We start from the raw sequence: 20,596 nt of genomic DNA, 5'->3' as shown, positions 1-20,596 counted from the left end.
TGGACGTCTTCGACGCCACCCCGGCCGAACTCGCCTCCTGGATCAGAGGTCACTGGGGCATCGAGAACCTCCTGCACCACGTCCGTGATCGGACCTTCCGCGAGGACGACTCCAAGGTCCGCACCGGACACCTGCCCCGTACCATGGCCGGCCTACGCAACCTCGCCATCAGCATCTTCCGGCAGAACGGCGACACCAACATCGCCGCCGCCCTCCGGCACACCGGCCGCGACCACCGGCGGCCTCTGACAGCTCTGGGCCTTACGTGATCAACCCGGACAGATCGCGATCACGCAATGACCTTGCCTCGGGGCCCACCATGCCTGGGAGCGTACGAGCCGCGCGGACGGGAACGGACAAGAACCCGCGAAGACGTCCCTGCCAGACGAGCTACCCGGCAGACTGCCTCCCGCGACCAGCACGAGCATCCCGGCAAGGAATCACACCGGGTCCGGGACCTGCACCTTCACGATGCACAGCACTCAATGGAATTACGGGCGCGGGCCGCTGGACAGGAGGAGCAGCAGCCCGGTGGCGGTGCCCGGCCCGCCATCTCGCCGCCCTCCAACTCAGGGAGTCACCCCGCGGATCACAGGTTGAGCACGAAATCGAACTCGCCGCCCTTCGCGCCCTCCAACCACGCCTTGGCTTCAGACGCCGTGTACACGTGGGGCAGACGATCGGGGTTCTGCGAGTCGCCGACCAGAACGTAGCCGCGCTGCACACCGACTCGGACACAGTTGCCACTGCCTCCGCTACGCGAGGAGACGGTCCACTCGACGCTCTCAAGATCGAAGGTGGACGGATCGGGTTTGACGGTCACTTTTGGAGCTCCTTGATCTTGTTCTCTAGGCGTATGCGCGTCTCGTCAGACGGGAGGGCCCGCTCCCACATAGCGGCGAAAGCCTCGATGTAGAGACGTACGCTTGCTTCAGTGTCGACGAAAACCGAGTGGGTCATGGTCTCTGCCCAGGCAACCTCTCGGGCGGCTTCGGGGAAGTGCATGACGACGAACGGGCCCGCCATGCCGGGATGGAACCCGAGCCTGGGTAGAAGCCGAATCTCTTGCTTCGGCTTCTCGCACTCCTGGAGCAGGCGCCGGATCTGGATGAGGTCGCACGCTGCGTCGTTGACCGCTTCGAGGTCGATGAGAGCGCGGAAGGACTTCATGGCCCACTCATCCACTTGCCGTTGTCGCTCCATGCGAACGTCGACGAGAACCTCGACCTCTCTCGGGCTGAGGTCGGGGCGCATACCCGTGATCACGGCGTGCGCGTACTCCTCGGTCTGGAGCAGACCGGGAAGCAGGTCCCTCTCGTAGTTGTCGATGGCGGAGGCGCGGCGCTCCATCCGGAGGAAGCCCTCAAACTGCGTAGGGCCCAGCAGCGTTGCACTTCGGCGCCAGGAGGCCGGTCGGCGAGGGTGACCGGCGGGCGTCGTGTCTACGCTGAGCAGGGCGAGCACGTGCTGGCGCGCTTGCGGCTCGGCGCCGTACGCGTCGAGCAACGCTTCGACGAGCTCGCTCGGAAGCCTCTTCCTTTTGCCGTTCTCGATGTTGCTGAGCGTGGAGATGTTGGTCCTGACGCCGTGTTCCTGCAGCAGGAGGTCGACGACGGCGCGCTGGGTCAGGTCGCGGCGCTCCCGCAACTCCTCCAACCGGCTGCCCACCTCGCTGTGGGTGAGTGACCAAGGGACCTTACCTGCGTCCGACATGAGGTCAGTGTGGCGGGTCGGCCCGGCTCTCAACAACCGATTCTATGGAGAAATTTTCTAGTTTCTGTTGCGCAGGGCGCGGATGGAGGAGCATCCTGACCGAGGTCACGATCCGTGTTGTTGGTGTCGCGCCGTGTGGGATGTTCTCCGCTACGCCGTGAGAGCCGCGCTCCGTCGCTGTTCGAGGAGGGCCGTGTTGATGCCCCACCCCAATCTTGTTCCACGTCTTGCTTGTGGAGCGCCGGTGGGACCAATGGAGCGTGTTCAGCCTTCAGTTCGAGCGAGTCGCCCGTGACCCAGCAGAGCACGCGCATTCATCCGGAGCCCACCTGAAGGGGGCGGCAGGTGCACACCACCACACGATTCGCTCTCCTGGTGCAAGAACGGCACTGGGACTCGTACGAAGTCTTCTGTATCCGCTTCGCCAGAGCGGCGGCGCGGGCGGCCGAGAAGGAGAACAACCCGAGGCTCGCACGTACCGACATCGCCCGCAGTACCTACGCCCGCTGGATGGGACGAAAGGGCGCGGTCACGAGCATCCCCCGCCGTGATGCCGCCCTCGTCCTTCGGCACATGTTCAACATGTCGCCCGAGCGCCTCTTCGAACCCATCGATGCCGGCGCCTGGGTCTCAGGACACCTCAACGCCACCCCTGCCGCATCCGCGGACCCTCTCAGATTCGACGACCCCCTGACCATCGTGAGCCAGACGCACAAGCTGACCAGCTCCAACACCGACGATCCCATCTTCGGCATTATCACGGGCACGATCGCCAGCATCGTAGCCCGGTACGAAACGCTCGGACCTCAGCATCTGGCAGGGGAGGCCAGAATCATCCGCGAGACGCTGCACGGCATCCTCGCCGGCCACCAACCACCCCGCATGAGGATGGAACTCTTCCGGCTCGCATCCCAGGCCTCGGGGCTTCTCGGCTACATGGCCGTCAACGCCGGCGCCCGTTACGAGGTGGTCGACGCCTACTGCACGGAAGCGGAGACCTTGGCCCGGGAGGTCGGCGAGGTGTCGATGGAGATGTGGGCGAACGGCACCCGCTCGCTCGGACTGTACTACCAGAAGCGCTACGCAGAAGCGGATGACGCCGCCTCTGCCGGCATCGCCCTCGCGCCGGACCACCCCCAGGCCATCAGGCTGCTGGTCAACGGCCGTGCCCGGGCGCTCGCTCGCATCGGCGATCGCACAGGGGCTGAAACAGCCATTGGGCGCGCCCTCGAGCTCTCAGACCGCCAGAAGTCACTCCCCGATGGCCTGACCTCGTGCATCAGCTTCGAGCCCTACTCGATGGCGCGCTCCCTCGCCAACGCCATCACCACACGGCTTTCCCTCGGGGACACCGCAGAGGTCCTGGCCCACGCCGATCAGATCGAAGAGCTGGTCGAGCATTCACAGTCCGAGTGGAGCCGTGCCCTGGTCGGGCTGGATGTGGCATCCGCGCTGCTGAAGCAGAACTCACCCGAGGTCGAGCACGCCATGGCGCGGGGCCGTCGCGCGCTGAGATCTGGTACCGGCCGGCCGATCAAATCCGTCTGGGAGAGGGCGGTCGAGCTGTACCAGAACGCCGAGCGGTGGCACGACGAAGCCGAGGTAGGAGACTATGCCGAGGAACTGCGGACCTGGCAGTCACAACCGCAGGTGGGCCTGATCGCCGTCGGCTCGCCGTCGCGGATCACACCCTTACCTCCCGAGGAGCCCTGTGTCACCCGAGCTGGCCACTGATCCCAGCGCATTTCCCAGTGCGCCGCCTGCGAGCCTCGATGACCCCGAAGTGATCGTCGAGCACGACTGGCGCGCGTTCCAGAGGGTCGAGCGCACGGCCGATCACTGGGACCGGCCAGGGTGGCCGGATCAGCAGCGCTCGTACTACTGGATGCATACGTTCCCGGACCCCGGCGAGTTGCTGCAGCGGACGGAACACTGCCAACGAGCCCTGCAGCATCTGGGCATGGCCCCTGTCCCTGCCGACGGTCTGCATGTGACCGTGCTGCGCGTGGGCGCAGTCGACCAGGTATCGACCGCGCAGGTCGAGCACCTCCTGGACTTGACGCAGGAGCTGCCTGTCAGCGCCTTCCATGTCCTCGCTCACCCTCTCGCCGGCTCACGGGGTGCCATTCGTTTCAGCCTCACGCCGTGGAAGCCGCTGGTCCGCCTCCACGCCGCCCTCCACGCCGCGGGAAAACAGGCAGGCGTCCCCGGCGGAGCTCCGACTACCGCGTTCCGTCCGCATCTAAGTATCGCCTATAGCAACCAGGAGCGATCCGCGTCCGCAGTCATCGACGCCGTCGCACCTCTGCGGTCTCTTCCTCCGGTGCCGCTGCACTTCACAGCCGTCGATCTCGTGGAACTGCAGCGCCAGGGCAGAACCTACCGCTGGAGAACGATCCGCTCGATTCCCCTGCCCTCTGCCGCAACCTCGCGGACTCCGTTGACCTAGGAGGCGATCGCACGTTTGGCGGCAACGGCCCGGAGGCGCCGCTGCCCCGTCACATGCCGGTGCCGGCCGCCAGTCTCTCCTTCGGCTTCGGGTGCGTCTGCGCGCGGACCCGAGTGTAGGTGTCGTCGAGCAGCCGCAGTTCGAAAGCGGTGAGAATGGGGCCGGAGAGAGACCCAAAGCTGTGTTCGAGCTGACCCTCACTGGTGAAGCCGACGACCGCAGCACAGTGGCCAGCGCGCTGGACGCCGGACAGCAGCGCGAGACGGGCCAAGGTTCCTGGTGCGTCACCGAATTGGGCGCGCAGCGGTTCCAGCCCGATGGGTACCTTCTCGGCGTCGGTCGGAGCGCGAGCGGTCCGGAAGCCCAGGGTCGCCGGCGCCGCGAGGATCATGCCGACCCCGTGGCGCGCCGTGAAAGCGAAGAGGTCATCGCCCTCCAGCGTGATCACCGGCGTGAGGGCGTTGCATCGAGTCCAGATGACGTTCGGTCTGATCAGCCGGAAGAGGTAGAGGAATCGCTCGGCGCAGGCGGCGCGTTCGGCGGGTGTCGCTTCGGCAGGTGTGTACGGTCCCCGCATTCCGATGGCCCTGATGGCGCCTACGTCTCGCAGAGTGTGCATTTGATCGATTGCGGGGCCCAGGTAGCGATCTTGAGGGCCAAAGTCCCACGAGTCCAGGGTGTAGAAGTCCAGCTCCTCGACGTAAAGGTTCTCCAGTGTCTGCTGCAGCTGATGGTGAATGTGCCGATCGGCGTAGGCGTGCGGCGCGGAGCCTCGGATCTTCCCGACCTTGCTACTGGTCAGGAAAGTCCGATTTGGGTACTCTCGCAGCAGGCGTCCCAGCACTCGTTCGGCTCGCCCGGCTCCATAGGAGTCGGCTGTGTCCAGGAGGTTGGCGCCGAGCTCCACGGCGCGGCGCAAGCCGTCGAGGAAGGGACCGTCGTCCTCCTCGCGGGTGTGGCTCTCCGGCAGCCCGACGGCGCCAAGGTTGACGCCCAGGGGGTGAGCCGAGAGGCCCTGTCCCAGATGACGACTCGTGATGTCCAAGTCGGTCATCAGCGAAATCCTTCCCGCATCAGCACAGCGATGACGATCTTTCCGCTCGCGGTGTCCTCGACCGACCAGGTGTCGGCGAGGTTCTGAATGATGAACAGCCCGCGTCCGTTTGTGTCCACGGTGTCCGGCTTCACGGACGAGTTGCATGGGTGTGAAGGGAGGGCGTCGGTGTCGTGATCCAGGTCGACGACTCCCAGCGCCGTGCCGAGCTCGTAGACCTCGATCCTTATGAGGACCGCGCCGGGGCTGTGCTTGACGGCGTTGGCGATGAGTTCACTGGCGATCAGCATGGCGTCGTCGACCTGGCCCTCGTCAACGTCGTCCAGGAAGCTGCTGAGCGCAACGCGTGCGGAGCGTTGCGGGGCCGGGAGTCCGGCAAGCCCGACAACGCAGTGGTCTAGCAGCTTTCCGAGGCGCTGGTCGTGGACCAGCTCGGCGGTGGTCGGAGGCAACCTCGTCTCCTCATGATCGAGACGCCCTGCGGCGCGGCCGGAATCGACCCACCTCCACCGTGGCGGAACACCACAGGCATCGGTACGCCAAACCGGGGCCACTTCTGTGTCACTTCGCCCTCCACGCGCCGCTCCGCCGCATGCACCACGCTGGGCAAAGCAGACCAAAATACCCCCGGTTTGTGCTTGTGCCTCGGTTCAAGTGGTGCACAAGTGGCCGCGGTTTGGCGTACCGCTGTCCCCCCGGTTCCGTCACCGTTGAGTAGAGCCAGCGACCGGGTTCCCGGAGCCACCGGGTTGCGGACCGCTGTCTGAGCCGTCGGTGCCGTGCCGGCCTTCCCCGCCATGGCGCGGGATCGAACTCCCTTTCACGATTCGTCCGACAGCAGTCGTCTGGAGAGCAGTGCACATGAACCTACGGAGTCAGTACCTGTGGCAGGTCGCAATCGGCGAGCCGCCGGGCGCGCTCCCCCGAGCCCACGACACTGTGCGCGTGGGCCTGGCTCTGGGGCTGCCTGCGATCGACGCCCTCGTGGCCGACGGCACGGGCGTCGGCCCGCTGATGTACTGCCTCGGCCACCAGAGGCTTCTGGTGCCGGTGGAGGCTGGCACGTTCTACCGGTGGGGGGCTGCCCACTCCGACTGCGTGCCCGGCACCAGGACCGGGCGGTTCGTATGCGATGGGTACAGCGGCCGCGGCTGTACAGGCATGTGGGTGACCCGGCCGGAGCCGGGCGCTATGTCCACCACCCCGGCGGCTGCGCTGCATGAGGCGCTCAGCCGGACCAGGGACCGCATGCGCGCGGTGCGCAGCTCGCCCGCCCCGCGGCGCCGAGAAGTCTGCCGTGCCTAGTCCTTGGCGGACGCGCCGCCGACAGGCTTGGCGCCCAACGACCAGCGTCTGCGCGCCCTCGCGCTGTTCACGATCACCTACGCCGGATCCGCGCCGAAGCTGCGGTGACCAGCACCGGACTGATCACCATCGGTCTGATCGCCGAAGCTACGGCCGTACTCGTCGTCCGAGGACAGAGAACAAACCGGCAGCCCGGCCGGGACGCACCGACACCCGGCATCTGGGCCACGCAACCAGTCCTGAACCCCTCGGCCCCGCCACGCAAGGACCATCATGTTTGACCTCCTCCCGACGCCCACCGAACTGCCCCAGGTACCTGCCCGAATCGTGTTGGGCGTGTACCTGCGCGGTCTGCGTGAGTGGAAGGGCGTCACGCTGCAGGACGCGGCCCGCGTAGCGGGGGCGTCGGTCGAGGCTGTCGGCCGGTGGGAGCGTGCCGAGTCCTCCGTCCCACTCGGCGCGCTGAGGACGCTGCTGCGCCACTTCGGCGTGGAGGGGAAGCACGCCGACTACCTGGCACTGCACCTGCCGCCGCAGAACTACGTCCGCCGCGAGCGCGAGGAGCAGGACTTCGCCCGCCGCGCCCCGTATGACTACTGGGCGGACGTGGCGGGATTTGAAGCGGCGGCCCGCTACATCGCGGTGATGCGCACGGCGAGTGCCATCGTCGAGTTCTGCACGCTGGTCCCGGCCGGGCTGCGGACCCCCGCCTACCAGGCTGTGGTGCTTGATCCCGCGGACGGCCTGGACCCGGATGAGCCGGTACTCGGACTGCCACCGTGGGCGCACCGCATGGAATGGGCTACGGGGCAGCAGCGGACCGTCCTGCTGGACGAGACCGTGCTTGCCCGGCCCCTCGGCGGCCCCGAGGTGTTGGCTGGCCAGCTCCGTCATCTGGCCGACCTCATGAGCGCTGAGATGGCGGACGGCCGGGGGCTGGTCATCCGCATCCTGCCGCTGGACCGGGCCCTGTTCATTCACACGGTCAACTCCCCCGCCGAAGTGACCGTCCGTGGCCACCGCCTGCTGACGACTCGGGGCTTCTTCCCCGGCTACGAGACCGGTTCCGGTGCCGCGCACGTCATGGGCGCCGGGCTGCGGGAGGCCGTGTCCGCCGCGTACAGCCGCGAGAGGACGTACGACCTGATCGTGGCCTCGGCCCGGGCGATGGAGCAGAGGGCTGCGTCGTGACCGCCGCCCGGCTGCTTGCCCTCCTCCTCGGACCACCGGCCGACGTTCCCATGGCGCGACTTCTCATCCTTGACCAGCAGGCCTTCGACTGCCGTGTACGAATCGCGCGCCGCGGCGACGGCGGGGCCGAGGAAATCCGCCGCATCGCCTGCGCGCGGCAAAGCGCGGGGAGGTCGGCGTGAGCTGGACCTCAGACAACTACGCCGCCGACTGGAAGCGTGCCCGAAGGTTCGTGGCTGGCGCGCATTGGTTGCGGGTCAGTGTGCGCCTCAATCGCGTCCACGGCGCTCGTGCACTTGATCACCTCATCTGTGATCTCGGCATTGACCAGGCCGTCGACCTGGGTTGCGGCCTGCCGCACGACGAGCACAGGAACTGGACGGAGGCGATGCGCCACATCGTCTACGTCGACAGCGACCCGGACATCGAAGTCCACCGGTACCTGACGGACGGCCCCAGTGTGGGAAGGGACGGGCTCCCGGGCGGCGAGGGCGCGTTCTTGCTGTGCTCCTTCTGGCTGGTCGACGCCCTCGCGCACACCGACAGGCTGGCCGAGGCTGAGGAACTGTTCGAGCAGTTCCTGTCGCTGCGCAGCGACCTGGGCCTGCTTGCCGAGGAGTACGACCAAGTGGCCGGTCGTCAGCTGGGGAACTTCCCGCAGGCGTATTCGCTGCTTGGTCTCGTGAACACCGCCGTTCTGCTGCACAACCGGCGGAAGGCCACGGCCAAGCCGGTGATGGCCGCGTGAGTCGAACGGTGAACGCTCCCGCCATGCGCTACCGGCCCCTTCACCCAGCCCGGCCTGCCGGGCGCCGTTCCGCGGCCGGCCTCGGCCGCGCCGTTGCCTCCTGCCGCCCACAGTCGGCCCCCACGTGTGAGGACACTCCATGCTCGATCCACAGGTGACCGTAACTGCCCTGCTTGGTGCCGGTCTCGTCGCCACATCGGCAGGGCTCATAGTGCAGACCCGCAGCAAACGGGCCCTCGCAGTCCGGAGCGCCTCGGCGGAGAAGCATCGTGATGACGCCACTGCCCACATCGCTGCACTCGAAGCGGAAGTGCGGCACTTCGCCGAGATGACGATGCCCGTCCTGGTGGACGTCCTCGCCCGCGGACACCGCGGCACGCCCGTCCCGGGCCTTCACCAGGAGCAGCTCGTCGGTACCCCTGTCGACCTTGCTCATCGGGCTGTCCGGCGGATCCTGCAAGAGGCCGTAGCCGTCACGCGCGAGCGGATCGGGCGCGCGGCACGGTCCTCGGTGCGGGACATCATCGACGAGGCGCAGACCCGCCTGCACCGCTGTCAGATGTCCGTGCTGCAGGAGATGGAGCACCACCCGGACGGCACCGCGTACCACCAGAGCCTGATGAACTTCGACCACCTGGTCACCCAGGCTCTGCACACCCTCCAGCGCACGCGGATCCTGACCGGATCGTGGCCTGGTCTGCAGCGTGCGGACTGCACCGTGCGCGAGGTCGTGGAATCGGCCCGGGGGCGGATCAGCGACTACCTGCGGGTCTCCTACACATACGAGCCGGGCACCGGGGAGACCTGGCTGGAGGGACGCGTGGTCGAGCCGATCACCGTCGCGCTCGCGGAGCTGCTGTCCAACGCCACCGCGTACTCCGAGGGCAAGGTTTACGTCGAAGTCCAGGCCTTCCAGACCGGGTTCTGCGTCTTCGTCGACGACGGTGGCCTGAACATGAACGGCTTCCAGCGCGAGGAGGCTGCCCGGCAACTGGCGCAGCGGGAAGTTCTGGACGTCACCACCGTGCAAGACACCGGCCAGCTCGGGTTCGCAGTCATCGGCCGTCTGGCCGGCGAGTACGGCTTCGTCGCCGATGTCACCAGCACCTCCCCCTTGGGCGGCGTCCGCGCTGTTCTGCGCCTCCCGCGTGGACTGTTTGGGCACGGCCCGAGTAACGAGGAGATCCAAGCCGAACGGCATGCGGCCATGGCTCTCCCTACCCAGAGCCCCTTCACCGAGGAATCGCTCTCACCCGCCGATGACGGCCGCACCCCGCCGGCAGGAACCACCGAACCCGGAGGGCTGCCACAGCGGCGCCGACGAGCCGCCCGTATTGCGGAGCCCGCCCGCTACGACGCGCCTGCGCCGGCGGATGACCCCGATGCGTTCTCCGCCGGCCTCGCTCACCTGGGGCAGGCCATCCACGACACCGAGACACCCACCTTCGAAGGAGACCAACCCCATGCCTGAGCAGCAGCAGCCGACCGCCGACACTCACGACATGACCTGGGTCCTCTCCCGTCTCGCCGAGGAGAAGGACGTCGCGCACGCCGTGCTCTTCACCACCGACGGCCTGGTGCTGGCGCACTCCAAGGAGCTGCACCGCGACGTGGCCGACCCCACCGCCGCCAGTTCCTCGAGTCTCTTCTCGCTAGGCCGCAGCCTCTCGCAGTTTGCCCAGACGCCTCCCGACACGGCTCCGCGCAAGATCATCATCGACCTGCCCGACGCGTGCGTTCTCATCTTCGGTGCCGGACACAACTCGGTGCTCGCCGTCTCCATCCGCGCAGAGATGACCGAACCCGAGGTGGCGGTCGCGTCCGCGGCGACCATCAAGACCATCAAGGGCCTGGCCCCCGCCCTGTCCGCACGCGCGCGGGCCAAGACCTCGTGACGCCCCGCGGACGGAGGCGTGCCGGGATGGTGCGGCCCTATACCCCTACCGGAGGCAAGGCCGCACCCACCCGCCGCACCCTGGATGTGGCCACGGCTTCTGATCGCCGACCCGGAGAAGCCCCTGGCCGGGCTGGACGCCCACTCCCACCGGCTGATGCAGCACTGCCTGCCCGGTGTGCTGTCGCTGGCCGAAGTCAGTGCCGATCTGCAGTTCCCGGCCGCCGTGACCAAGGTCCTCGTCGCCTCCCTCGTTGACAGCGGCCACCTCCTCAGCCGCAACCCCGTGCCCGCCGCTCAGCAGAACGACAGACATCTGCTGGAGAGGATTCTCGATGCACTCCACAAGCTCTAAGGGCCGTTACCTGGCGCCCGGGGTCGACCAGTCCGTGAAGCTCCTCGTTCTAGGACCGTTCGCCGTCGGCAAGACCACCCTCGTCGGCGCCGTGTCCGAGATCGAGCCGTCCTCGACCGAAGAGCGCATGACGAGGGCCGGCGAGACGGTCGACACCCTGCGCGGCCTGACGGACAAGACCACCACCACGGTCGCGCTCGACTTCGGCCGGCTCACCCTCACCGACGACATCGTGCTCTATCTGTTCGGCGGCCCCGGCCAGCCCCGATTCAGCTTCATGATCGACGAACTGATGCACGGCGCCCTGGGGGGAGTGGTCTTGGTCGACACCGCCCGGGTCACCGATTCCTGGGACGCCATGGGGCGCCTCGAGGAAGCCGGCCTGCCCTACGTGGTTGCGGTCAACACCTTCGCCGAGTCTCCCCGCTACGGCGAAGCCGAACTGCGCCGGGCCCTGGACCTCCGACCGTCCACCCCCCTGGTCATGTGCGACGTGCGGCGCAGGGAATCGGCCAAGAAGCCGCTGATAGCGCTCGTCTCCCACCTGCTTTCCCGCCCCAGCCTGGAGCCCGCCTCATGACGACGCCGCCCCCGCTCTCCCCCAGCGGCTGCCCCATGCTGCACGGCGCCGCCTTCGCCTCCCACCCGAACGCCGTCTATGAGCAACTGCGCGCCCAGGGCCCGGTCGGCTGGGCTGAGATCGCCCCGAACGTGCACGCGCTGGTCGTCACCCAACACCGCGCCGCCGTCACCCTGCTCAACGACAGCCGTACCTACTCCAAGGACTCACGCCTGTGGGCGGCACTCGCCGCCGGTGAGATCCCCCAGAACAGTCCGGTCCTGGGCATGATGGGCTGGCGGCCCTCCGTCCTCTACACCGACGGCGCTGAGCACGCACGCCTGCGCTGGGCCATGGACGACTGCATCGCCCGGATCGACCCCCACCAACTGCGGGACATCACCCGACGCAGCGCGCTGTCGCTGATCGCCCACACCATCGGCACCGGCCGGGCCGACCTCATGAGCGACTTCGCCGACGTGGTGCCCATGCTCGCCTTCGCCGAACTCCTGGGCTGCCCACCCGAGATGACCCAGCGGATGGTCCGCGCCTGCCAGGACCTCATCAGCGCCGGCCCCGAAGCGGCCCAAGGCGCCGAGGACTTCGCTGGGCTCCTGTTCGAGCTCATCCAGCTGCGCCGCGAGCAGCCCGGCCAGGACCTGACCTCCTGGATGATCAACCATGCGGCCCAGCTGAGCGACGAAGAGGCCCTCCACCAACTGTTCTCGCCGTCGGCGCAGGCGTCATCCCTGTTGCCGCCTGCACGGCCTGGACCCTGCATCTACTCCTGCGCGACGACGAGCACGCCGGCAGTCTCGCCGCCGGCACCCTCACCGTACGACGGGCCCTGGAGAAGGCGCTGTGGGAGCGCGCCCCGATGGCGAACTTCTCCGTCCACTTCGCCCGCGGCGACACCTACCTCCACGGCGTGCCCCTGCCGGGCCACGTCCCGATCCTGATCTCCCACGCGGCGGCCAACACCGACCCGTCGCTGCCGCAAGACCTCGGCTACGACAGCCGCGCCCACCTCGCCTGGTCGGCCGGCCCGCACCGCTGCCCTGCGATCTCCCAGGCCACCACGATCGTGCAGACCGCCGTCGAGACGATCCTCGACCAGCTCTGGGACATGACGCTGGCCGACGACAACCCCTATCCCCCGCTGCGCCACGGCCCCTTCCACCAGTGCCCGCAGTCGATGCCCGTCACCTTCCGCCCCAAGTCGCACGACCGTCTTCCCGCCACCACTCTCGCAGGAGGTTTCTCGTGACCAGCAGTCCCACACCCACCACGGCCGTCACCCTCGACAGCAGCGGCGGCCTCCGCCTGTTCGCCCAAGCCGACGAGCTCCGAAGCGCCGGCCCCGCCGTCCTGGTTCGCCTGCCGGACAACGTGACGGCCTGGGCGGTCACCCGCGGAGATGTGGCCAAACGACTCCTGACCCACCCCAACGTGTCCAAGGACGCCCGCAAGTCGTGGCCGTCCCACACCCCGGGCTCCATACCGTGGCTGTACGCCTGGGTGGACGTCGTGTCGATGTTCACCTCCGACGGCAGTGATCACCAGCGCCTTCGCCGACTGGTCGACCGCGCGTTCACGCACGCCCGCATCGAGGCGATGCGCCCCGCCATCCACGCGATCGTCACCGACCTCCTCGACCACCTGGAGACGCTCGCCCCCACCGGCCCCATCGACCTTCGTGCGCACTTCTCCTATCCCATCCCGACCCGGGTGATCTGCGACCTGTTCGGCGTGCCCGCCGAGCAGCGGCCCGAGATGCTCCGCGTGATCGACTCCGTGCTCGCCACGAACGTCACCCCCCAGGAGGCCGAGGCCATCAACCACGATCTCGGCCAGGCCATGCAGGCCCTCATCGACTCCAAGCGCAGCAACCCGAGCGAGGACATGACAAGCCTGCTGCTGGCCACCCATGAAGAGGACGGCGACCGCCTCAGCCACACCGAGCTCGTCTCCACCCTCATCCTGATGATCGGTGCCGGCAGCGAGACCGCCGTCGCCCTCATCAATGCCGCCGTCCGCGAACTCCTCGCACACCCTGACCAGCTCACCACCGTGCTGGCCGCCCCGACGCGCTGGAGCGACGTCATCGACGAAGCCCTTCGCCTGCATCCCCCAATCATGTACATGCCCCTGCGTTACGCCACGGCGGACATCGACCTGGGCAACGGAGTCGTCATCCGGGCAGGCGACGCGATCATCATGGGCTTCGGCGCCCACGGCCGCGACCCGGGCATCCACCAGAACCCCGAAGCCTTCCGCATCGACCGGGACGACAAGCAGCACCTGGCCTTCGGCTACGGCATCCACTACTGCCTGGGCGCCCGCCTCGCCAAGATCGAAGCCGAAGTCGCCCTCCCCGCCCTGTTCCGGCGCTTCCCCCAACTCGCCCTGCCCGGCGACGTCAACGACCTCGAGCCGCAACGGTCCTTCATCGGCACCGATGTCATCGCACTCCCCGTCGCACTGAATCCCACGCCGTAACGGCAGCCCGAACGTGTGCCGGGGCGCCCGCATCCCCGGCACACGCCGACCGCCTTCGACGACCCGCCCACCCTCAGCCTGTCTCAGGACCGACGATGACCACTACCGAAACCCTGCCCTCACCCACCCTCCTCACCCGGGACCAGCAGCGCGTCGCCGCACGACTCGTCTACGGAGCCTCCGACGAACTGATAGCCCGTCAAGGTGACCTGCCCGTGTATTCGGTGGCGGGCCACCTCGCCTCCGCCCGCCGGAAGCTCGGCCGCCCGAGCTCCTCTCGCGCCGTCCTCACCCACGCCCTGCTCGTGCCGGACCGGGTGCTCGTCAACCGGCCAGCCGCAGCTGGACGGCACGCACTACATCTACCGGCCGGAGGGCTCCGGCGGCTGCCTGGAGCTACTTCCGGTCGCCGGATCCCGCACGTTCTCGACCGCCGCCGTGCCCAGGGCGGCCTCCCTTGCCACGGCGAACAGGCACAGCGTCTGCGCCGGCATCGCCTCGTCTCCCTCCCCACCTCCGCCACCTCCCCCGTCCGGCTCGCAGAAGGGCCCGCCGCATGAGTGACCCCCACCCCCTCCAGGTCGACCTGCTCCCAGGCCTTGATACCGACATGTGTGAGGAACTCGCGGTGCTGGCTCAGCGGTGCATCGGCGGGTACAGCGACGATCGGCCGGTCAGTGCCTCCCTGGTGCGCTCGCGGCTGACGAACGCGCTGACCGGCGCGCCGCCCATGCTCGCGGTGGCCCGGGACGGGCGGAAGGTGACCGGCTGGTGTGCCGTGCGGCGTCCGGATCCCGGTGAGGTGAGGGCACGGCTGTGGGGCCCGGTCGTGGAGCCGTCGGCGCGCCGAGCAGGTCTTGGGCGGAGTCTGCTGCAGACGCTGGTGGGCGCGGTCGAGTGGCCGTTGGTGACCACGGACGTGCCCACGGACCGGGACGGCGCCGACATACTCTTCACCGGGGCCGGGTGGGAGGTGCTGGACACCGTCACAGTGCTGCACGGCACCCCGTCCGCCAGCGAGCCCGATGCCGTTACCGCCGCCGACATTACCGGGCTGGAGGCGTACGTCGACGCGGCCGCGCGCCGGTTCGCCGGGCTGGAGGCGTCGTTCGCCGCGTCGACGTTGCCGCGGTGGCGGGACGACGCACGCTTCAGCGCCAAGACGTTGCTGCTCGACCCGCCGACCGGTTCGCTCCTGCTGGCCCTTGTCCAACGGAACGCGACCGGCAGCGAGCTGCTGCTGGCCGAGCTTTGGGCCGCCGATGCGGAGGTCCGCAGCCGGCTGATCGCCCAGGCGCACACCTTGGCCGCCGGACGAGAGGTCGCGACCGTGCGCGCGGTAACGCGGCAGGACCCGGCCGATTTCGTCGCCTCCGGCATGCGCGTCACCGGCCGCTGTCTCACCTTCACCCTTCCCGGCAAGCGCTGAGTCCCGGGCATCCCTTGATCCACCACCCCTGACAGGAGGGCGTCCATGCCCGCATCCGGGAAACCGCCGCTCGTCCACGCGGTCGACGTCATCGCCACCCAGGACGAGGCCCGCCACCTGGCCGGTGAACTCGCCGCCCGCATCTCCGTCAGCCCCGACGTGCAGAGCATGGACTGGGACGAGGCGTCCGCGTCGTGGCAGTGCGCGCTCTCCGACGGCGGCCGCGGCCGGCTGACGCTGGCCGCCCCTGCGGACCCGGCCGCAGCCGCCGCGCACTCCTACCGGATCGTCGCGACGTTCGAGCAGGGAACCCCGGCCGTAGCTGAGGCGTTCTTCGCGGCCGCGCGGCACCTGCCGTTCACCGCCACCGAGGTCGCCGCGGCCGTGTCCGAACTGCCGCTGACGAGCCGGCTGGCCGACCGGTGGCCTGACAAGCCACTGTTCGGCGTCGGCGTGCTACTGACGATCCACCACATGCGCGACTTCCTCGTCCTGGTCGACAGCTTGCTCGGCCTCGGCGTCGACCCGGGGCACATGACCGTGATCGACAAGGAGTACCCCTACGCGCACACCCACCGGGTGGACGCGCACCTGGTGCAGCGGCACGGCATCGCGGCGTGGCGCTACCGGGACCTGCGCGCGGGAATCGAGGACCACATCGAACGGGTTACCGCCGCAGGCAAGCGCACCGTGGTCATGGACGACGGCGGTTACGTGATGCCCACCGTCCTTCGCGAACTTCCGGAACAGGCTGGGCACTTCGTCGGGCTGGTGGAGCAGACCACATCCGGCATCCGCAAGGTGGAAGGGCTCAACCTGTCGCTGCCGCTGTTCAGCGTGGCCGAGAGCGACATGAAGTCCATGATCGAGTCGTACGGCATCGCAGACGCGGCCGTCCGCAACACCCTCCGGCTGCTGCCGGACGAGAAACTGGAGGGCCAGGCGGCGCTCGTGCTCGGCTTCGGCCGGATCGGCCACGAGGTCGCCCGCGTCCTGGAGAACCGGCGGATGCGGGTCGCGGTGTTCGACTCCGACATCACCCGGCTGGTCGCAGCCCACGAGGAAGGGTTCCTCACCGGCCGGTCGCTGGAGCAGCTGGTGCGTGCGCACCGGCCGCGGTTGGTCTTCGGCTGCGTCGGCAGCCGCAGCTTCGGCGCGCGCGAGGCCCGGCTCCTGCCTGAGCGGTCGTATCTGGTCAGCACAACCAGCCGGAACTTCGAGTTCGACCTCGACGAGCTGCGCGCCGGCAGCACGGCGGTGACGGACCGGGGCGTGCTCGGCACCGGCTACCAGCTCGCCGGCGGACCCGAGATCGTCGTCCTCGGGCACGGCATGCCGATCAACTTCCACTACGCCGAGTCCTTGTCCAACCGCTACGTCGACCTGGTCCTGGCCGGGCTCGCGGTCGGCGCGGTGGCCCTGGCCCGCACCGACGAGCGGCTGCAGCCCGGGCACAACATCGCTGCGACCAACACGATCCTCGCCGAGGCAGGCATCGTCGAGGACTACTACCGCCTCTACGGCCCGGCCTGCGGCGGCGGACGTGGCTGAGCGGATCTTCACCCTCGACGACCTCACCGGCGCCTGGTCGGTGTGCGGCTGCCTGGCCTGCAACCTCAGCGCCGTGTTCGCCGACCACCTCACCGCCCTGCGCACCGGCTACCCCGGCACCGTCACCACTCTCGGCCACCGCGGCCCCTCGCCCGGGACGACTGCTGTGCCGCACTTCCTCGCCGTACGCCTAGGCGAGGGGATCGCGGACGTCGTGGTGTGGGAGGAGATGCGCCCGCAGCAGCTGACCGCCTGGCTGCCAGCCGCCGACGCCCGGGCACGAGTGCCGCAGCTGGCCGCCCGAATCCCGCGGCTGGTCCGTATCCGCCAGGCCCTCCGCACCGGCGCCTTCACCCCCTCCGGAGCCGTCGGCGAAGCCCTGTCCATCGGAGGCCGTTACCCCTCGTTCTGCTTCCTCGTCGAACACTGGCCCACCCTCAACAAGGAGTTCACCTCATGAACACAGCGCCCTCCTCCGACTTCGCGGCCGTCGGCACCGGCTACGCCGCGTACTCCAGCGCCGGCCGCGGCCGACTGCGACACGACATCACCGCGCGCCGGGTCCTCGCCGAGCTCGGCGAGCGCCCCGCCCGCGTCCTGGACGTCGGCTGCGGCGACGGCGAGATGGTGCTGCGCCTCGCGGCCGCCGGACATTACGTGACCGGCATGGAGAAGTCGCCCGGCATGCTCGAGGCCGCCGCCAAGCGGATCACCGCCGACCCGGGGATTGCCGAGCGGGTGACCTTGTCCGAGGGCGACATCTACAACCTGCCGTTCGACGACGCCGCCTTCGACGCGGTGGTCTGCCACGGCGTCGTCATGTACCTGCCCGACTCCGCCGCCCCCCTCACCCACCTCGCCCGGCTCGTCGCCGACGGCGGCATCCTCAGCGTCCTGACGAAGAACCAGCTCGCCGTGGGCGTGCGCGAGGCCCTTTCCAGCGACTACACGGCGGCCCGGGCGCAGATCGAGACCGGGCAGGCCGACAGCGTCGGCAACCTCGGACTCACCACCCGCGGCGACACCCCCGACCACCTGGACGACCTCGCCCGCGCGAACGGACTCACCCCCCTGCCCTGGCAGGGCGTGCGGATCTTCCACGACCACCGCAGCGACTGGACGCCCACCGAGAACGAGTACCGGGAGGCGCTCGAGACGGAGTGGGCGGCGTCCACCCGCAGTCCGTACCGGGAGCTGGGCCGTCTGGTGCACGCCGTGGCCCGCCGCGAGGCCACCGCATGAACACGCCATCGGTCATCCCGCCGTTGACGATCGGCCACCTCGCCCGGGACCTCGCATCCAGGGCGGGGCAACCCATGGCAGTGCTGCGCTGCTACGAGTCGCTGGCTGCCCTGTGGGTCCGTGCTTGCGACACCGGCCTGCCGGGAGCCGGAGTCCTGCGGGACATGACCTTGCGCGCGGGCCGACGGCTCGTGGCCGGCGAGGACACCCTCGTCGCGCCCGAGGTCGACCGCCTCCCCAGCGTGCTGGCGAGGGACGAGTCATTCGTGCGGATGCCGGCATCCGTGGCCGTCCAGGGAGTGGAGTGGCAGGACGCGGCCCGGCTGGCCCGGACGTGGCTGGACAGCCGGGACTGGTCCGGCCCGGTCCTCGTGGCGGGTGTGCGGACCGGCGGGGCGTACCTGGCGCCGCTGGTCGCCGCCGGCCTGGAGGCCGCGGGCGTGGATGTGCGGGTGACGAGCGTGCGGCCGGGCGAGAAGCCCGAGGTCGGCGACCGGCGGGTGCTGCTGGTGGACGACCCACCGCTGACCGGCCGGACGCTGCTGGCTCTCGCCCGAGAGGTACCGGGAGCGGCGGGGGCCGAGGTGCTGGTGCCGGTCTTCGACACCGCGGACGTGGAGAGACTGCACCAGGCGGTGATCGCGGTCACCGTGCTGCCGCGCGAGGAGTGGCAGTCCACCCGCCGCCTGGAGCCCAATACCCTTTCCGCCTACCTGACGGCCGAAGCCGGCTGGCCGAGGGCGGAGGGGGCGCCGGTTGTGGACGGCCTCGTGCCCGGGCGGGAGAACTCCGCCCTGATCCCGTGGCCGGGTGTCCGGCGCCGCTCGCCGGCCCGGGCCGCCATCCGACTGCGCACCTCCGGCGGCCTCCGGCACGCGGTCGCCGGGTGGGTGCCGCCGGGGATCTTCGGCGATGCGGCCCGCGCCGCGGCCACCGCACTGCGCAGTTCCCTTCCTCCGACTACGCTCGCCGTGACCCCCTCGCTCGTGGTCAGCGAGGACCTCCTCCCCACGGCTGCACTGGGCCCGGAGTCGGCACCGCGCCTGCTGGAAGAAGCGGTGGACTACGTTCTCTCCCGCGCCCAGCAGCTCCCAGTGGAGCCCGCCCGGCCCGGCGGGCCGATCCCCACGGTCGTGCGCACGGTGGCCCAAGCCCTGACAGGAGCGGACGAGGAAGCCTTCGCTGCACTGCTGCACCGTCTGCTGTCCGTCCTCGCCCCGGCGCTGCCCGACAACCGGTGCGAGGCGGAGAAATGGTTCCTCGACCACGGCGGACGCCTGCGCAAGACCGGCCACCTCGCTCACCCTTACCGCCGCGACAACGAGCTACTCACCCCGCTGCTCGACCTGGCGGCTCTCGCCATCGCGTTCGGCGGCGGCCTGGAAGCCGTCACCCAAAGCCTCGCTCGGCGCCTGCTCGGTGGCCACCAGTTCTGGTACTCGGCGCTCGCGGTCGCGCTGCTGTGCTACGGCACGGCCCGCGGCGGCCAGCTCCCGCGCACCTACAACACCCAGCGCGCGACCGAGACCGCCGTGGAGGCGTACCAGCTTCAACGCGGCATGTCCCAGGCGGCCGCCGTCGTCCAGCACATGCTGACCGACACGGTGGCCGACCGTGAGGCGGCCGCACCGGGTGTCGTCCACCGGTGGGCGCAACAGCCCGGCGCGCTGGTGGAGCCGCGATTGCCCGTCGGCGGAACCCCTGCCGCCGCACTCGGACCCGGCCCGACGGGTGAGGAGACGGAGTTGACGCTGAAAGCCGTCACGCAGTGGACCGAAGGCGGGTTCTTCCACCCGGTCCGGGAGGGGAACACGTTGCTGCTCGCCCCGCTGGGCGCACCGCCGACCTGGCCCCGCGCCGGGGAGGCGCTGTTGGAGCTTGCCCGGCTGCTGCCCCGACCCGGGCTGCTGGGCTGGTGCGGCGTGCCCATGGTGGCCCTGAGCGAGGTGGGCTGATGCTGGCCTTCGACTTCGACGGAGTCCTGCACGACTCCCGCGCCCGGGCCTGGGGCTGCTACCAGGACGCCCGGCGGGAAATGGAGCTGTGGGACCTCCCGGCCCTGGGCGGGCCGGACGACCTGCCGGTCGTGTACCAGGGCGTGCTGAGCGCCTCGCTGACCCGCTGGATCGACTTCGAGACCGCCGAGCGGTTCTGGAAACGGCACGCCGAGCTGACTGCCCGGTCCGCCGCCGACGAGCCGCACGGCGTCATCGGGGAGATGGTCGGCCCGCTGACCGAACTGGCCGCCGGGCCCGGGTACGCCGTGGTCACCGGAAGCCACCACACCACCGTTCACGGCCTGCTCGCCTGTGACCTGTCGGCCGAGAGGATGCCCCGAATACTGCTCTCCCGAGACGAGCCGGGCAGCAAGACCGACAAGCTCCATCTCCTGCGCACCCGGCACGGAGCCACCGCGTACGTCGGTGATACCGGCAGCGATGTCCGCCACGCCCACGCCGCCGGCCTGACGGCGATCGCCGTCGCCTACGGCTACGCGAGCCGCGAGGACCTCGCCGCCGCCGCACCGGACCGGATCCTGTCCACCCCGGACGACCTGGCCGCCTACTGCCACGCCCGCACCACCTGACCCGTATACCCCAAAGCGCC

22 protein-coding genes and 1 pseudogene are annotated in these 20,596 nt (G+C 69.5%); 19 read left to right on the top strand and 4 right to left on the bottom strand.

Going from position 1 to position 20,596, the window contains the following annotated elements; genetic code table 11:
• Positions 1–269: pseudogene (locus H300_RS0120140) on the top strand (ISAs1 family transposase); the annotation flags it as partial.
• Between the two features lie 320 nt (positions 270–589).
• Here the strand turns inward: H300_RS0120140 and H300_RS0120135 are convergent.
• Both H300_RS0120135 and H300_RS0120130 read right to left on the bottom strand, forming a co-directional pair.
• Entirely contained in the window at positions 590–823 is a 234-nt protein-coding gene (locus tag H300_RS0120135; RefSeq protein WP_028428854.1) for a DUF397 domain-containing protein, read from the bottom strand.
• Positions 820–1,713, bottom strand: coding sequence for a Scr1 family TA system antitoxin-like transcriptional regulator (locus tag H300_RS0120130; protein WP_028428853.1), 894 nt, complete (start codon positions 1,711–1,713; stop codon positions 820–822). The genes H300_RS0120135 and H300_RS0120130 overlap by 4 nt, the downstream gene beginning before the upstream one ends.
• 345 nt (positions 1,714–2,058) lie before the next feature.
• Between H300_RS0120130 and H300_RS0120125 the strand changes: the two genes are divergently transcribed.
• Positions 2,059–3,447 (top strand): NsdA family TPR-like regulatory protein, encoded by a 1,389-nt coding sequence (locus H300_RS0120125; protein WP_028428852.1) that lies wholly within the window; start codon positions 2,059–2,061, stop codon positions 3,445–3,447.
• The gene (locus H300_RS0120120) at positions 3,425–4,162 is read left to right on the top strand and encodes a 2'-5' RNA ligase family protein (protein WP_028428851.1); all 738 of its coding nucleotides are present in this window, start codon (positions 3,425–3,427) and stop codon (positions 4,160–4,162) included. The genes H300_RS0120125 and H300_RS0120120 overlap by 23 nt, the downstream gene beginning before the upstream one ends.
• 49 nt (positions 4,163–4,211) lie before the next feature.
• Here the strand turns inward: H300_RS0120120 and H300_RS0120115 are convergent, their stop codons facing one another.
• Positions 4,212–5,216: an aldo/keto reductase gene (locus tag H300_RS0120115; protein WP_028428850.1), complete on the bottom strand. Its 1,005-nt coding sequence runs from the start codon at positions 5,214–5,216 to the stop codon at positions 4,212–4,214.
• Positions 5,216–5,668, bottom strand: coding sequence for an ATP-binding protein (locus tag H300_RS29515; RefSeq protein WP_028428849.1), 453 nt, complete (start codon positions 5,666–5,668; stop codon positions 5,216–5,218). The genes H300_RS0120115 and H300_RS29515 overlap by 1 nt, the downstream gene beginning before the upstream one ends.
• Before the next feature lie 1,126 nt (positions 5,669–6,794).
• Between H300_RS29515 and H300_RS29510 the strand changes: the two genes are divergently transcribed.
• The 16 genes from H300_RS29510 to H300_RS0120010 all read left to right on the top strand — a co-directional run bounded on the left by H300_RS29510 (position 6,795) and on the right by H300_RS0120010 (position 20,576).
• Positions 6,795–7,712: a Scr1 family TA system antitoxin-like transcriptional regulator gene (locus H300_RS29510; RefSeq protein WP_028428847.1), complete on the top strand. Its 918-nt coding sequence runs from the start codon at positions 6,795–6,797 to the stop codon at positions 7,710–7,712.
• 178 nt (positions 7,713–7,890) lie between these two features.
• Positions 7,891–8,460 carry a glycoside hydrolase family 15 protein gene (locus tag H300_RS30590; RefSeq protein WP_199779218.1) on the top strand — a complete coding sequence of 190 codons (570 nt, stop codon included), beginning with the start codon at positions 7,891–7,893 and terminating at the stop codon, positions 8,458–8,460.
• A gap of 139 nt (positions 8,461–8,599) precedes the next feature.
• The gene (locus tag H300_RS0120075; RefSeq protein WP_028428843.1) at positions 8,600–9,931 is read left to right on the top strand and encodes a sensor histidine kinase; all 1,332 of its coding nucleotides are present in this window, start codon (positions 8,600–8,602) and stop codon (positions 9,929–9,931) included.
• Positions 9,924–10,355, top strand: coding sequence for a roadblock/LC7 domain-containing protein (locus H300_RS0120070; protein WP_028428842.1), 432 nt, complete (start codon positions 9,924–9,926; stop codon positions 10,353–10,355). Before H300_RS0120075 ends, H300_RS0120070 begins: the two co-directional genes overlap by 8 nt.
• 84 nt (positions 10,356–10,439) lie before the next feature.
• The gene (locus tag H300_RS28105; protein WP_486583961.1) at positions 10,440–10,709 is read left to right on the top strand and encodes a DUF742 domain-containing protein; all 270 of its coding nucleotides are present in this window, start codon (positions 10,440–10,442) and stop codon (positions 10,707–10,709) included.
• Positions 10,690–11,289, top strand: a complete 600-nt coding sequence (locus H300_RS0120060; RefSeq protein WP_028428841.1) for an ATP/GTP-binding protein — start codon at positions 10,690–10,692, stop codon at positions 11,287–11,289. The genes H300_RS28105 and H300_RS0120060 overlap by 20 nt, the downstream gene beginning before the upstream one ends.
• Complete coding sequence (locus H300_RS28100) at positions 11,286–12,227, top strand: cytochrome P450 family protein (protein ID WP_486583960.1); 942 nt, start codon at positions 11,286–11,288, stop codon at positions 12,225–12,227. Before H300_RS0120060 ends, H300_RS28100 begins: the two co-directional genes overlap by 4 nt.
• Complete coding sequence (locus H300_RS32650; protein WP_486583959.1) at positions 12,146–12,535, top strand: hypothetical protein; 390 nt, start codon at positions 12,146–12,148, stop codon at positions 12,533–12,535. Before H300_RS28100 ends, H300_RS32650 begins: the two co-directional genes overlap by 82 nt.
• Complete coding sequence (locus H300_RS0120050; RefSeq protein ID WP_028428840.1) at positions 12,532–13,767, top strand: cytochrome P450; 1,236 nt, start codon at positions 12,532–12,534, stop codon at positions 13,765–13,767. Before H300_RS32650 ends, H300_RS0120050 begins: the two co-directional genes overlap by 4 nt.
• Positions 13,768–13,862: 95 nt before the next feature.
• Positions 13,863–14,327: a hypothetical protein gene (locus tag H300_RS31625; RefSeq protein WP_158678406.1), complete on the top strand. Its 465-nt coding sequence runs from the start codon at positions 13,863–13,865 to the stop codon at positions 14,325–14,327.
• On the top strand, positions 14,324–15,196 hold the full coding sequence (locus H300_RS0120035; RefSeq protein ID WP_158678405.1) for a GNAT family N-acetyltransferase: 873 nt from the start codon (positions 14,324–14,326) through the stop codon (positions 15,194–15,196). The genes H300_RS31625 and H300_RS0120035 overlap by 4 nt, the downstream gene beginning before the upstream one ends.
• Before the next feature lie 45 nt (positions 15,197–15,241).
• Positions 15,242–16,747 carry an NAD(P)-dependent oxidoreductase gene (locus tag H300_RS0120030; protein WP_028428837.1) on the top strand — a complete coding sequence of 502 codons (1,506 nt, stop codon included), beginning with the start codon at positions 15,242–15,244 and terminating at the stop codon, positions 16,745–16,747.
• Positions 16,740–17,207: a hypothetical protein gene (locus H300_RS0120025; RefSeq protein WP_028428836.1), complete on the top strand. Its 468-nt coding sequence runs from the start codon at positions 16,740–16,742 to the stop codon at positions 17,205–17,207. The genes H300_RS0120030 and H300_RS0120025 overlap by 8 nt, the downstream gene beginning before the upstream one ends.
• A complete protein-coding gene (locus H300_RS0120020) occupies positions 17,204–17,989 on the top strand; it encodes a class I SAM-dependent methyltransferase (protein ID WP_051270238.1) in 786 nt (261 codons plus the stop codon). The genes H300_RS0120025 and H300_RS0120020 overlap by 4 nt, the downstream gene beginning before the upstream one ends.
• Complete coding sequence (locus tag H300_RS0120015) at positions 17,986–19,944, top strand: phosphoribosyltransferase family protein (protein ID WP_078516169.1); 1,959 nt, start codon at positions 17,986–17,988, stop codon at positions 19,942–19,944. Before H300_RS0120020 ends, H300_RS0120015 begins: the two co-directional genes overlap by 4 nt.
• Complete coding sequence (locus tag H300_RS0120010) at positions 19,944–20,576, top strand: HAD hydrolase-like protein (protein WP_028428833.1); 633 nt, start codon at positions 19,944–19,946, stop codon at positions 20,574–20,576. Before H300_RS0120015 ends, H300_RS0120010 begins: the two co-directional genes overlap by 1 nt.
• Positions 20,577–20,596 lie beyond the last annotated feature (20 nt).

The organism is Streptomyces sp. TAA040 (assembly GCF_000424845.1).
Note: the sequence above shows the minus strand (reverse complement) of the source record. Positions and strands in the feature narration are given on the sequence as shown.

What these genes read in the sequence shown, in the direction of transcription:
- H300_RS0120130 (WP_028428853.1), bottom strand. Translation starts at nt 1,713, where the DNA reads ATGTCGGACGCAGGTAAGGTCCCTTGGTCACTCACCCACAGCGAGGTG.
- H300_RS0120115 (WP_028428850.1), bottom strand. Translation starts at nt 5,216, where the DNA reads ATGACCGACTTGGACATCACGAGTCGTCATCTGGGACAGGGCCTCTCG.
- H300_RS29510 (WP_028428847.1), top strand. Translation starts at nt 6,795, where the DNA reads ATGTTTGACCTCCTCCCGACGCCCACCGAACTGCCCCAGGTACCTGCC.
- H300_RS0120075 (WP_028428843.1), top strand. Translation starts at nt 8,600, where the DNA reads ATGCTCGATCCACAGGTGACCGTAACTGCCCTGCTTGGTGCCGGTCTC.
- H300_RS0120070 (WP_028428842.1), top strand. Translation starts at nt 9,924, where the DNA reads ATGCCTGAGCAGCAGCAGCCGACCGCCGACACTCACGACATGACCTGG.
- H300_RS28105 (WP_486583961.1), top strand. Translation starts at nt 10,440, where the DNA reads ATGTGGCCACGGCTTCTGATCGCCGACCCGGAGAAGCCCCTGGCCGGG.
- H300_RS0120060 (WP_028428841.1), top strand. Translation starts at nt 10,690, where the DNA reads ATGCACTCCACAAGCTCTAAGGGCCGTTACCTGGCGCCCGGGGTCGAC.
- H300_RS28100 (WP_486583960.1), top strand. Translation starts at nt 11,286, where the DNA reads ATGACGACGCCGCCCCCGCTCTCCCCCAGCGGCTGCCCCATGCTGCAC.
- H300_RS32650 (WP_486583959.1), top strand. Translation starts at nt 12,146, where the DNA reads ATGGCGAACTTCTCCGTCCACTTCGCCCGCGGCGACACCTACCTCCAC.
- H300_RS31625 (WP_158678406.1), top strand. Translation starts at nt 13,863, where the DNA reads ATGACCACTACCGAAACCCTGCCCTCACCCACCCTCCTCACCCGGGAC.
- H300_RS0120035 (WP_158678405.1), top strand. Translation starts at nt 14,324, where the DNA reads ATGAGTGACCCCCACCCCCTCCAGGTCGACCTGCTCCCAGGCCTTGAT.
- H300_RS0120030 (WP_028428837.1), top strand. Translation starts at nt 15,242, where the DNA reads ATGCCCGCATCCGGGAAACCGCCGCTCGTCCACGCGGTCGACGTCATC.
- H300_RS0120020 (WP_051270238.1), top strand. Translation starts at nt 17,204, where the DNA reads ATGAACACAGCGCCCTCCTCCGACTTCGCGGCCGTCGGCACCGGCTAC.
- H300_RS0120015 (WP_078516169.1), top strand. Translation starts at nt 17,986, where the DNA reads ATGAACACGCCATCGGTCATCCCGCCGTTGACGATCGGCCACCTCGCC.
- H300_RS0120010 (WP_028428833.1), top strand. Translation starts at nt 19,944, where the DNA reads ATGCTGGCCTTCGACTTCGACGGAGTCCTGCACGACTCCCGCGCCCGG.